At 72.0% G+C, this 12,043-nt stretch carries 10 protein-coding genes; 3 read left to right on the top strand and 7 right to left on the bottom strand.

Annotated elements, in window-relative coordinates; genetic code table 11:
- Window positions 1-20 precede the first annotated feature (20 nt).
- The 6 genes from ACIGFK_RS35395 to ACIGFK_RS35370 all read right to left on the bottom strand — a co-directional run bounded on the left by ACIGFK_RS35395 (window position 21) and on the right by ACIGFK_RS35370 (window position 6,337).
- Window positions 21-461 carry an SRPBCC family protein gene (locus ACIGFK_RS35395; RefSeq protein ID WP_400055130.1) on the bottom strand — a complete coding sequence of 147 codons (441 nt, stop codon included), beginning with the start codon at window positions 459-461 and terminating at the stop codon, window positions 21-23.
- An 82-nt stretch (window positions 462-543) separates the two neighbouring features.
- On the bottom strand, window positions 544-2,046 hold the full coding sequence (locus ACIGFK_RS35390) for an MFS transporter (protein ID WP_376656308.1): 1,503 nt from the start codon (window positions 2,044-2,046) through the stop codon (window positions 544-546).
- Between the two features lie 120 nt (window positions 2,047-2,166).
- Window positions 2,167-4,176 carry an AAA family ATPase gene (locus ACIGFK_RS35385; RefSeq protein WP_400055128.1) on the bottom strand — a complete coding sequence of 670 codons (2,010 nt, stop codon included), beginning with the start codon at window positions 4,174-4,176 and terminating at the stop codon, window positions 2,167-2,169.
- A gap of 45 nt (window positions 4,177-4,221) precedes the next feature.
- Window positions 4,222-4,614 (bottom strand): nuclear transport factor 2 family protein, encoded by a 393-nt coding sequence (locus tag ACIGFK_RS35380; RefSeq protein WP_386468332.1) that lies wholly within the window; start codon window positions 4,612-4,614, stop codon window positions 4,222-4,224.
- 70 nt (window positions 4,615-4,684) lie between these two features.
- A complete protein-coding gene (locus ACIGFK_RS35375; protein ID WP_400055125.1) occupies window positions 4,685-5,908 on the bottom strand; it encodes a cytochrome P450, cyclodipeptide synthase-associated in 1,224 nt (407 codons plus the stop codon).
- Window positions 5,909-6,094: 186 nt separating this feature from the next.
- A complete protein-coding gene (locus ACIGFK_RS35370) occupies window positions 6,095-6,337 on the bottom strand; it encodes a hypothetical protein (RefSeq protein WP_376662164.1) in 243 nt (80 codons plus the stop codon).
- A 601-nt stretch (window positions 6,338-6,938) separates the two neighbouring features.
- On the opposite strand from ACIGFK_RS35370, the gene ACIGFK_RS35365 reads away from it, so the two are divergent.
- The 3 genes from ACIGFK_RS35365 (at window position 6,939) to ACIGFK_RS35355 (ending at window position 11,720) form a co-directional block, all read left to right on the top strand.
- Window positions 6,939-8,297: an FAD-binding oxidoreductase gene (locus ACIGFK_RS35365; RefSeq protein ID WP_376662163.1), complete on the top strand. Its 1,359-nt coding sequence runs from the start codon at window positions 6,939-6,941 to the stop codon at window positions 8,295-8,297.
- Between the two features lie 63 nt (window positions 8,298-8,360).
- Window positions 8,361-9,086, top strand: a complete 726-nt coding sequence (locus ACIGFK_RS35360; protein WP_400055123.1) for a hypothetical protein — start codon at window positions 8,361-8,363, stop codon at window positions 9,084-9,086.
- A gap of 282 nt (window positions 9,087-9,368) precedes the next feature.
- Window positions 9,369-11,720 (top strand): collagenase, encoded by a 2,352-nt coding sequence (locus ACIGFK_RS35355; protein ID WP_400055121.1) that lies wholly within the window; start codon window positions 9,369-9,371, stop codon window positions 11,718-11,720.
- 92 nt (window positions 11,721-11,812) lie between these two features.
- Here the strand turns inward: ACIGFK_RS35355 and ACIGFK_RS35350 are convergent.
- The coding region (locus ACIGFK_RS35350; protein WP_400055119.1) for a transglycosylase SLT domain-containing protein at window positions 11,813-12,043 on the bottom strand (231 nt) is incomplete at its 5' end.

Below are 12,043 nucleotides of genomic sequence, written 5' to 3'. Positions count from 1 at the left end.
TCGTGCGATGCGATGGGTGGTCAGGCGGCGTTCTCGGAGCGGGACTTGAGGTGGGAGAGCCAGGCCTCCAGGGAGGCGCGCAGGGCCTTGCCGAGTTCCTCGGCCGCGGCCTCGACCGGGGCTCCGCTCCACGACTCCTCGGTGCGGACGACGACGTGGTCACCGTCCTGCTCGAACGTCCAGACGTGGATGCCGGTGATGCCTGCGGAGGGACCGCCCCAGACGATCCTTCGTTCGGGGGTCATCTCGTACACGGTGGAGGTGATCTCCATGCCGTGCGTGCTCCAGTCGAAGGAACTGCCGGGCTCCGTCGGGCCGTCGGGCCGGGCGGCGTCGATGTCCGGGTTCCAGGTGGGCCAGGCGGCGATGTCGGTGTGCAGCTCCCACACCGTCGCGATCGGGGCGTGGATCCGGGTGCTCAGGCGGGCGATGGCGGGAGCGGTCTCGTCGATGGTGATCACGGTTCTTCTTCCTGTGCTGGGTTGGAGCGGGGTTGGAGGCGCCGGTGCAGCGGAGGGGATGGACGGGGGCCGGTCCGCCGTCTCAGCCCGTGCGGGTGCGCGGGGAGGTGGTCGTGGTCGGTGTCGGGGTGGCGTGAGCGGCGCCGGGGCGCCGGGTGAGGAGCAGGGCGAGCACCGCCGTCAGGGCCAGGACCGCGGCCGAGACCGCGAATGCGGTGCGGTAGCCCGCGGTGAGGGCTTCCGCGGCGGGTGCGTGGTGCGAGGCGCCGGCGGTGACCGAAGCGGCCAGCGTCGTCAGGGCGGCCAGACCGATCGCGCCGCCGACCTGCCGGGTGGTGTTCACCAGCCCGCCGGCCAGGCCCGCGTCCTGCGGACGGACGCCCTCCACGGCGAACGCGGTGATCTGGACGAAGGCCGCGCCGAGGCCCAGACCGACCAGGACGCTCGGGCCGAGCACGTCGGCCGCGTAGCTCCCGTCGGCGCTCATCCGGGACAGCCACAGCAGTCCGGCGGCCTCCGTCAGCAGGGCCGCGGTGACGGCGGCCCGGGCCCCGACGCGCCGGGCGAGGAGCGGGGCGAGACCGGAGCCGAGCATGTTGGCGGCAGCGAAGGGCAGTTGCCCCGCTCCGGTGGTCAGCGGGCCCGATCCGAGCACCTGCTGCTGGTAGAGCGGCAGGAAGAAGAACAGTGCGATCCATACGGACCCCAGCAGGGCCATCAGCAGATTGCCCGCGGCGACCCGCCCGGCGCGCAACAGCCTTGGCGGCACCAGTGCGTCCGGCGAGCGGACCTCGATCACGGCGAAGGCCGCGAGCAGCAGGGCGGCCGTGCCGAGGGCGCCCACCACCCGGGCGTCGGTCCAGCCGGTGGCCCGGACCGTGGTCAGCCCCCAGACCAGGCAGGTCAGGGCGAGGGTCACGGTGGCGGTGCCGAGCAGGTCGAACCGACCGGACGGCGACGCGGACGGTGACCCGGACCGCGACCCGGACCCTGCCGGTACGAGGACCGTCACCGCGGCGGCCACCAGCACCGTCCCCAGCGCGACCACGTGGAAGATCCACCGCCACCCCCAGGCTTCGGTGACCGCACCGCCCAGCAGGACCCCGGCCGCCCCTCCCGCCCCGGAGACGGCACCCCACACGCCCAGGGCCCTGCCGCGCCCCGGGCCGGTCGGGAACAGCTCCATCGCCAGGGCGAGCGAGGCGGGGGCGATGGCGGCGGCGCCGAGGCCCTGCACGGCGCGGGCCGTGATCAGTACCCCGGAGGACGTCGCCAGTCCTGCCGCCGTCGAGGCGGCCGCGAACAGTGCGAGCCCGGTGGTCAGCACCAGGCGGCGGCCGAGGAGGTCGGCGAGCCGTCCGCCCGCCAGGAGCAGCGCTCCGAACGCCAGGCCGTAGGCGTTGACCACCCACGTGGTTCCGCCGTCCGACAGCCCTGCCCCGGAACGGATCTGCGGGAGGGCCACGTTGACGATCGAGGTGGCGAGCATGACGGTGAACTGGGCCGCGGCGAGCGCCGCGAGCACCGCTCCCGGCCGGGGTGCCCGGGGGGCCGCCCGGGCCGTCTGTGTCCGTACTGCGTTCATGGCGCACAGACTCGTGCCGGACGCTGTCCACTCTCCAGGCCCTGAGGATCCGGGCCCTGTCCACTCCTGTCCGCACCTGTCCACCCCGGCCCCGCCCGGGTCAGGGGCGGGGCCGGGCCGCTACCGGGGGTCGTGCAACTCCTGCTGCCACAGTGCTTCGCACAGCAGGTCCAGGCCCTGCCGCAGGTGGCGGCGGTAGGTGCCGTACGGCAGCCCGAGGCGGCGCGCGGCGGCCTCCTGGGTGGGGGCACCGGAGAAGTGGCCCGCCGTCAGCGCCTCGCGGGCGCGCACCCCGCGCGGGTCGCCGGCGAGGTCGTCGACGGCCCGGCGCAGCAGCGCCCGCAACTCGTCGACGGGCTCGGCGAGGTCCGCCGCGAGGCGGGTGCGCAGCAGGGCGCAGGCGGCGAAGGCCGCCGTGTCGCGCCAGTGCGCCAGCGCCTCGCGCACGGCCTGGTCGAACGCGGCGCGCGAGACGGGCGACGGCCCGGCCGGGACGGGGAGGGAGGCGGCGTCGGCCGCCGCCGTGAACCGCAGGAGCCACGTCTCCACGGGCAGCTGACGCCAGTCCACGCCGAACAGCCCGTAGGAGTACGCCCCGACGCGCGGCCGCGCCCCGGTGTCCACCAGGGTCCCCCGGACCCGTTCGGCCCAGGTCTCGGCGTCCCGGAAGACGGCGAACCCGTACGCGCGCCCGCGCGCCCGGGCGGCCTCGGCATGGGCCCGGGAGCTGCTCAGGTCGGTGACGCGCGAGGGGACCTGGTAGCGCTCCGGATAGACCGAGAAGCGGCTGATGCCAATGTGCTCGCCGGACCGCACCGGCGCGGTGACGTCGGCGTACGCCCACGCGGCGGCCACGACCGGGTCGGTGGCCAGGTCCCGGGGGTCGGGAGGCGCCGGCAGGGCCAGCCGGGCCGTGAAGGCGACGATCCGGCCCGTGCTCACCAGGCGGTAGACGCTGAAGGCCTGCGGCTGGCGCTGCGCCCAGTAGCGGACCAGTTCCGCGGAGGCGGCCCCTTCCGTCTCCTCGGCCATGCGCAGGACGGTGTCGAGGTCGTCCGGGTGCAGGGGGCGGTCGTGCACCTCGTCCTCGCGGGACCAGGTGCGCACCCGGGCCAGGGTCTCGCCCTCCCGGAAGAGGTGGAAGAGTTCGTCGGTGACCGTCCACACCCGGTCCTCGGGCCCTTCGCGCAGAAGGCGCAGGTACTCGTCCGCCAGCCGTCGGCGCATCGACTCGAACGCGTTGGGCGCCCGCCAGCGCAGGTCGGCGGCGAGCGTCTCGCGCGCCGCGTCGTGCGGGTACAGGCCGCGGAGCGCGGACTCCATGAAGGGCAGGTCCCGCAGCCAGGAGAAGAGCAGATGGGCGTCCTCTTCGGGCAGCACCGAGGCGAGCAGTTCCTCGGACGTGGAGTGCGCCTGCGCCGCCACCTCCAGCGCGCGGCGGTGGGCCGCCGTGGGCACCTCGCCGATCAGCCCCGCCAGCAGGGTGCGCAGCACTCCCGCCGAGGGGGCCCAGACCTCCTCCCTGCCGCAGCCCTCCGATCCCGCGGCCGCCGCGAGGGACAGGGCCAGCGGGTTGCCCCCGGCGAAGCGGAGCACCCGGTCCCGCAGCTCGGGCCGGATCTCCGCCGCGATCAGCAGGCGCCGCGCCTGCTCCTCGGAGAAGGGCCCCAGCTCGGTCACGTGCAGCAGCCCGGACCAGGCGGGGTCGGCCGCCCACTGCGGCTGCGGCGCGCGCCGCCCGGCCAGGACGACCAGGGTGTCGTCGGCTGCCCGGGGCAGGAAGTGCTGCCACAGCCAGTCCTCCAGCCACTGGCAGTGCTCGAAGGAGTCCACGATCAGGACCGCGCCCGGAACGTCCAGGAAGGGGCCGGCGGCGCGCTCGAAATCGGCCGGGTCCCGGCTGACGAACCGGCCGTCGAGTTCGACGAGCAGCCGGCCGGCGTCGCGGGCGTGGTCGGCCATGCGCCGCAGCAGCGTCGACTTCCCGATGCCGCCCGGCCCGTACACGTAGAACGCGAACGGTGCCTGCGGGCCGCCGTCCAAAGCCTCCTCGAAGCGGCCGAGTTGCTCTTCCCGGCCGACGAAGGCCCGTACGCGTGCCCGGCTCAGCCTGTCACCGACGGATACCACGGCCGCTCACCACCTCTCGTTCCCGATGACCCGCGTCTCCGGATCTCATTTGACGGAGCCGAGGTTGCCGTCGTCGGGGAGGCCGTCGATCAGCAGCGTGGTCTCCTCGACGCGCTGGAACCGGCCGTCGGGGGCCATGAGGGCGAAGAGGTAGACCTCGATGCGGGAGACCCGGCCGTTGTCCTGCTCGACGGTGACGGTGTGCCGATCGGCGTAGCGCGGTCCGTCGCGGAGTTCCTCGTGGACCTCTATGTGTCCGCTGCGGACGAGGGAGCGCAGGCGCCTCATGTGCTGGACGAAGCCGGCCCGGTCGCTCCACACGCCGTTGGTGCGCTGGCGGTAGTCGGGGCTGAAGTGCCGTTCGACGGCCTCGTCGAGATCGAGGCCCGGGGTGAAGAGCAGGTCGTTGATGGCGCGGGTGATGTCGGTCGGGCTCATGGATGCCTTCGCTCGTGGGGGGACGGAAGGAGGAACGGGGTATCGGAAGGGAAGAGTGAGGGCTACGACGTCAGCCGCGCACGGGGGTGAAGTCCAGCGGCAGGGCCACGGGTCCCCGGGTGTACAGGCCGGCCTCCCGGTAGCGGGAGCCGGGGCTGTGGCGGACCCGGTCGAGCAGGGGCAGGAGCATCCCGGCGACGGTCTCGATCTCGGCGCGTGCGAAGGCCGCGCCGACGCACTGGTGCAGTCCGGCGCCGAAGGCCATGTGCTGGGCGGCTGCGGTGAAGGAGCGGGCCGTGCCCAGGTCCGGACGGTGGATGTCGAAGGTGTCCGGGGCGATGAAGGCCTCGGGGTCGCGGTTGGCCGCGCCGATCATGCAGAAGACGGTGGCACCGGCCGGGACGGTGGCACCGCCGAACGCGGCGTCCGCCTCGGCCTGACGCGGAACGAGCTGCACCGGCGGGGTGAGGCGCAGGGTCTCGGCGATCGCGGCGGCCAGCAGCTCGGGGTCCCGGCGCACCTCGGCCATCTGCTCGGGGTGGTCGATCAGGTGCTTGAAGAGCAGGGCCAGCGTCTTGTCCGCGGGCTCGGTGGCGGCCACCAGCACGTTGACGATCAGGGCGGTGACATCGCGGTCGCTCATCGCGATGCCGTCGAACTCGGCTGCGCACAGCTGCGACATCAGGTCCTCGCCGGGGTCGCGGCGCCGCTGCTCGATGACGGGCCGCAGGTACGCCTCCAGCTGCTCGGCGCAGTCCAGACAGTGCCGGCGGCGCTCGGGGGAAAGAGCGAGGCTGGTGATGAACTCGGAGATCCCTGCGTTCCAGGCGGCCACCCGTTCCCGGTCCGCCGGATCCAGGCCGAGGACGTCCAGGGTCACCCGGACGGCAAGGGGCTTGCCGAAGTCGTTGACCAGGTCCATCCGGCCCTGTGGGAGGAAGGGCGCCATGAGTTCCGCCGCGTTGGCACGGACGGCGCGGACGTGGTCCTGCAGGGCCCGGCCGGTGAAGGCCCGTACGACGATCCTCCGTTTGGCGGTGTGCTCGGCCCCGGTCATCTGCGCGAGGACGGGCCCCCGCATCACCGGTTCGGCACGCACCTGGAGCGTCTCGGTCGTGAACGCCTCGTGGTCGGTCAGCACCCGTCGCACGTCCTCGTGGCGGGAGAGGAAGTAGCTGTCGATCCCCTGCTCGTAGTGCACCCGAGCCCGGTCCCTGAACTGTGCGAACCAGCGGGCGGGATCAGCGGCGAAGTCCTCGGAAAGGACGCCGACATCGGGAACGGCCAAGGGCATGGGGGGGGTGTCCTCTCGACGTGCAAGGTGCGGACGGAGCCGGTCCGTCGGACCCACCCGGTGGGCAGGACGAGGGAACGGACCGGCAGGTTGCGTCCGTTGCACGCCTTGTTCGTCAGGGACACGGCCCGATCCACGCGATGCGAACGGCCGGCCCCGGGGATTTCCCGGGGCCGGCCGTTTCCGTCAGTAGCGGACCCAGAGGACGATGATGTCCTGACGGGTGGAACTGAGGGGCTCACAGAAGAAGATCGGGCCCCAGATCCGGTACCCGGCCTGGCCGGTGGCCTGGCAGTCGGCGTACGAGGTGTGGTGGCTGCGTGCGTAGAAGCCGGGGCCGGGGTTCGCCTCGGCCGTGCCGGCCATGCCGAGCGCGAGGGCTCCGGCAGTGGCGACGGTGGCGAGAGCGGCTGCTGCGCGGCGGTACATGGCATGTCCTCCTGAAAACGCCGGTTGCCCCGGCAGAGTGTCTGACGATGCGATGTGGTGCGGTACGTACCGGCTGCGCAGCCGGGCACGAACGTACCGTCGCGAACAGGGCCGCACAATAGGTCTAGGCCAATGCGTCACATCCTCTCGGATCCGGCCGCGCACTCCGGGCGCGTGCCGACAGGCGGACCACCCCACCTCACCCTGCGGATCCCCGACGACCGGCGCCACCCACCCCCGAACCGCCTGCCCCGCAGAGGAGTTGATGCCTTCCAGGCGATGCCGACGACGCCCCGCAGCCCTCCCCGACCCTTGGTTCCGGGGCACCGTGGACTTCCGGACACTCGCGGTTCCGCAGCCTTGTGCGCAGTGTCCGGCCCGCCTACCCTCCTGGGGTTGCCGTTCTGTCATCCGGGACAACCGAAGGCTCGCCGCCCGAAACCCGATCACCGGGAATCGGAGTCACCGTGCCCAGTAACGACACCCCCGCGCCCGCTGCCCGCCCGCTGGGTGGTCTCCGACTCCGGCAGCTGCCGTGAGCGCGCGGGTCCGTCCGTCGGACGACGTCGTCGGGCCCTTGCGATCCGCGCTGGGATCCCGGGTGCACGCGCCGGGCACCCCGGGGTACGGGAACGCTCTGGCCCGGGTCTTCTTCCCCGAAGCCGCCCGCCGGCGGCCTGCGTGCGTCGTGGCGCCCCGCACCGCCGACGACGTGGCGACCGTCGTGCGGGTCGCGGCGGGGGCGGGAGTCCGGGTGACGGTGCGCGGCGGCGGGCTGAGCTCGAACTGCGTCGCCGACGGGGCCGTGATGCTGGACCTCTCCGAGCACCTGGACACCGCCCGTGCGGCCGGGGATCGGGTGGTCGTCGGCGGCGGGGCGACCATGGCCACCATGCTCGGGGTCCTCGCCCCGGCAGGCCGTGCGGTGCCGGTCGGCGTCGTCGGGCATACCGGCCTGGGGATGGCCACCCGAGGCGGCATCGGACATCTGACCAGGTCCCTGGGGCTCACCGTCGATCACCTCGTGGAGGCCGAGCTGGTCCTCCCGTCCGGTGACGTCGTCCGCCTCTCGGAGAAGAGCCCGGGCGAGGAGGCCGACCTGTGGTGGGCGGTCCGGGGCGGCGCGCCTTCCGTAGGGGTGGTCACCTCCGCCGTGTTCCGGACCCACGCGATCACCCCGGTCCGGGTCGACCGGGCGGTGGTGGGCCTGGACGCGCTCGCCGGCTATTTCCGGGTCGCCCCCGAGCTTCCGCGGGACACCAGCATGAGCGCGGTCCTCGGCCACAGCTCCCTGTCGCCGGACGAGCCGGTCCTGTTCGTCTACACCGCTTGCGCGAGCCCGCACGACAGCGCGGTCGAGCGGGCCGGGTCCGCTGCCTCCGCCGTCGCCGCCGGGGCGGGTTCACCTCCGCTCCACCGCTCGGAGACGTACGGCCGGTACCTTGCCGGACTGCCCGAGTTCGCGATTCCCGGCGCGGGCGGAACAGAGCCCGGGCCGGTCCGGCTGCCCGAGCCGGGCGACGGTCCGCGGGGTTCCTTCTTCGGCAAAGCGGCTTTCACCGGCCCCACTCTCGACGCCGCGGTAGCCGACGCCCTCGCGGACCGCATCCGCGCCGCACCCACGAGGGCCTGCCGCATCGACTTCCAGCACACCGGCGGAGCGTTGGGCGACATCGACGACACGGCCACCGCGTTCTGGGGCCGAACCGCCGAATGGAGCGTCCCCCTCAACGCGATCTGGGACGACGACGCCGACACCGAGGCCTGCATGACGTGGGCCCGCGACACGCAGCAGGCCCTGGCCGCACACACCCTCGGCACCTACAACGTCGAACTGCGACCGGGCCTCCCCGAAACCGAGACCGAGACACGAGCGGCCTACGGCGGCAACCTGACCCGGCTCCGAGCACTTCAACACCGCTACGACCCCGGGGCGCTGCTCACACCGCCCCTGGCATGACCGACGCGGATCCGGAATGCCCGAGGGGTCGCATCACCGCTCTCGGGACGGTTCAATGCGTACGTGGTGAACTGGGCACGGATGTACGACTGCCGCTTCGACACCGACCGCGTCCCCGAACTCCTGGAGCGGGTCGAACGCGAGAACGACGACAAGGCGTGGGAGGAGCTGGGATACCGGCTGATCCTCGAGCACGACCTGCTGTCGCTCGCCGGCCTCGCCGCCCTGCCCCGGCTGGTGCGCCTCGCATCGGGTCATGCGGATGCGAGGCACCTGGCCGGTGAGATCATCGAGCGGGCCGCAGGACACCACGGCGGCGACGAACTCCTGGCGGACAGCGCCGACGCGATTGCCGAGTTCGGCGCCCTCCTGGACCGCCATCTGCAGTCACGGCCGGCCGACTACCTGGCGACCTTCCGCGCGCTGCTCGCGGTCAGGGAGCAGTACCACTGGGCCAACGCCCTGGGGGACTTCACGGACGACTTCTACCACCTGGCCTGCCCCCACTGCGCCGCGGAGGTGACCATCGCCATCGGTGACCACGGGCGCTATTCGGCGATCAGGGACTGGAACCTCGGCGATGTGGACCGGCGGGACCTGCGACCGGCGCCGGCCGAGGAACTCTTGGGCGTCGGCCGATGGATGCACGAGACCACTGTCCGCGACGGGGAAGCCCTGCTCGCGAAGGGAATCGCCCATCTCTTCGGCAAGGCCGAATGCCCGACGTGTGCCAGCGTGTTCACCATCGCGGACGAGTACGAGGCCGCCAACCGGCCGGTCCTGCAGTAGGGCGGCGCCGCCCAGGCCGGAGGCGGACCCGTCCACGGCTGGTCAGCCGGCTGGCCGCGCAGGCCCACACGCCGCATCACGGGTCGCTCCCAACTTGGAGGCCCGTGGGGATCGTTGACGGGGAGACGGACGGGGTCGGCCGTTGACAACGTTTTCTGTCGCCCCGCCTACCAATCTGGCCAGAAGACTTCCGGCGCGGTGCGACATGTGAAATTTTACATGTCACACATCAACCGCCGTGTCCCCAACACGCGGCCACCACGGCCCCGGAGGCCCCCACAGATGCATCCCTTCCGCATATCGAAGGCCGGCGCGCGCAGACTTCCTGCGCTCGGCGCAGCCGTCTTCCTTGCGCTCGGCCTGTTCACGCCGCAGAGCCAGGCCGCCTCCGCCGGCGCCACGGCCCCGTCGGGTACGAACGCACGCGGAGCTGCGGCTTCGGCGCCGCGGTCGATCCCGGTCCCCAAGTCGCCGGATGCGATGAACAACAGCTCGCGCTTCCGGATCTCCTCGCAGGACAGCGCCCTGGAGTCCACCCCGGCGGCCCCCTCCCCCGTCCCCACCGCCAAGCCCACCAAGGCCGACAAGGCCGACAAGGCCGACAAGCAGTCATCGGCCGTCGCCGCGGACGACTGCAGCGACCTCTCCGGCGTCATCAACGCGACGGGCAGCGCGCTGGTACAGCAGCTCAAGGCCCTCCCCCGGATCAACTGCACCTACCCCCTGTTCGGCCTCACCGGGGAGAACGCGCGCAAGGCCTTCCGCGAAGCCCAGATGGTGACCGTCGCCAACGCGCTGCGCGACGCCTCCGCCACCTACTCGGGCAACAACAGCGCCGCGGTCGGGCAGTTGGTGCTGTTCCTGCGCGCCGGCTACTACGTGCAGGACAACAACGCCGACGTCGTCGGCGACTACGGCACGGCGCTGGACACCGCGGCCCGCGGCGCACTGGACGCCTTCTTCGCCTCCCCCCGCAGCAAGGACGTCACCGACGCCAACGGCGAGATCTTCAACGAGGTCGTCACGCTGATCGACAGCACCCACACGGCCGGCCGGTACGCCGGCGTCGTCAAGTGGATGCTCGGCAGCTACGACGCCACGTGGCCCGGCCAGATGAACCTGGCGATGCAGCACGTCGAGTGGGTCGTCGAGAACGGCTTCAAGGCCAAGAACGACGCCCGCGGCTGGCGCGCGGCCCTCAAGGCCGACCCCGCCGTCCTCGACACCTGGGCCGGCTTCATCACCCGCAACGGCGCACAGCTCAACCGCCTCGACGTCGTCAGCAACGTCGGCCGCTACCTCGGCTACGGCCTCGACGTCCCCGAGCTCAAGGACCGGCTCCGGCCGCTGCTGAAGGACCTCATCAACCGCTACCCGAACATCGGACCCACCGCTCCGATCACGATGAACCTGGGCTGGTACACGCGCCAGTACGACCGGGGCAACTGTGCGGCCTACGCCATCTGCGACCTGGGCGACCGCGTGCTCCCGGCGGTCCTGCCGATCCAGCACACCTGCACCCCGGGCCTGAAGATCCGCGCCCAGGACATGTCCCCCGGCCAGCTCGACAGCACCTGTACGAGCCTGGTCAACCAGGACGCCTACTTCCACCGGATCATCGGCGACAAGGGCGCGATCCCCGGTGACCTGAACACCAACCTGGAAGTCGTCGTCTTCGACGACTACACCAACTACTCGCTGTACGCCTGGGCCATCTACAACATCGACGTCGACAACGGCGGCATGTACGAGGAGGGCAACCCGGCCGCCCCCGGCAACCAGGCCCGCTTCATCGCCCACGAGGCCCACTGGCTGCGCCCGGACTTCCAGATCTGGAACCTCAACCACGAGTACACCCACTACCTCGACGGCCGCTACAACATGGCCGGCGACTTCGAGGCCGGCATCGTCACGCCGACCATCTGGTGGGTCGAGGGCATCGCCGAGAACATCTCGTTCGGCTACCGGGGCGAGCGCAACGCCGACGCGATCGCCGAGGCCCGCAAGAACACGTACAAGCTCAGCGACCTGTTCGACACCGTCTACGGCCAGGAAGAGGACCCCCAGGTCAACTCGAACCGGGTCTACCGGTGGGGCTGGCTCGCGGTCCGCTACATGCTCCAGGCGCACCCCGCCGACGTGCAGACCGTGCTGGGCAAGTACCGCACCGGCGACTGGAACGGTGCCCGCACCTTCCTGAAGCAGACGATCGGCACCGGTTACGACGCCGACTTCGCCACCTGGCTGACGACCACCTGCTCGACCGCCGACTGCGGCCCGCTGCCGGAGGCCCCGTCCACCCCGCTGTGCACCCTCGGCGACCCGCGCCAGTTCGACCAGAACTGCCGCCGGGACAACCTCGCGGCCGCCGCCTGCAACTACAGCTACCACTTCGTGTACCTGCCGGCCGGCGTCAAGCAGCTGACCATCACCAGCAGCGGCGGCACCGGCAACGCCGATCTGTACTACGGCGGCAGCAGCTGGGCCACCACCAGCAGCTACCAGGCGAAGTCCACCAACGCCGGCAACGGCGAGACCCTGACGATCGACAACCCGCCGTCCGGCTGGGTCTACTTCAGCCTCGCCGCGGCGCAGGACTTCAGCGGCGTGAGCGTCTCCACGCAGTCGAAGTAGAGCGGCCCGGCACGACCGACCGCACCCGCATACGCAAAGACGCTCGGCCGGGAGCAAGTCCTGGCCGAGCGTCTTCGTGTACGTGTGGCGGCTTAGTACCAGTGGTTGGCGGACCAGAAGTTCCAGGCCTCGACCGGGCTGCCGTAGCGGGAGTTCATGTAGTCCAGGCCCCACTTGATCTGGGTGGCCGGGTTGGTCTTCCAGTCCGCGCCCGCCGAAGCCATCTTCGAGGCCGGCAGGGCCTGGGCCAGGCCGTACGCGCCGGAGGAGGCGTTGGTGGCCGTGTAGTCCCAGCCGCTCTCATGCGAAATGATCTTGTCGAA

It is taken from the genome of Streptomyces sp. NPDC085524 (assembly GCF_044541755.1).
Lineage (GTDB): Bacteria > Actinomycetota > Actinomycetes > Streptomycetales > Streptomycetaceae > Streptomyces.
The sequence above is the reverse complement of the archived record's forward strand: the minus strand, read 5'-3'. Positions and strand labels throughout refer to the sequence as shown.

Coding starts and splice junctions, on each gene's coding strand:
- ACIGFK_RS35355 (WP_400055121.1), top strand. CDS start 9,369: ATGCATCCCTTCCGCATATCGAAGGCCGGCGCGCGCAGACTTCCTGCG.
- ACIGFK_RS35390 (WP_376656308.1), bottom strand. CDS start 2,046: ATGAACGCAGTACGGACACAGACGGCCCGGGCGGCCCCCCGGGCACCC.
- ACIGFK_RS35380 (WP_386468332.1), bottom strand. CDS start 4,614: ATGAGCCCGACCGACATCACCCGCGCCATCAACGACCTGCTCTTCACC.
- ACIGFK_RS35370 (WP_376662164.1), bottom strand. CDS start 6,337: ATGTACCGCCGCGCAGCAGCCGCTCTCGCCACCGTCGCCACTGCCGGA.
- ACIGFK_RS35375 (WP_400055125.1), bottom strand. CDS start 5,908: ATGCCCTTGGCCGTTCCCGATGTCGGCGTCCTTTCCGAGGACTTCGCC.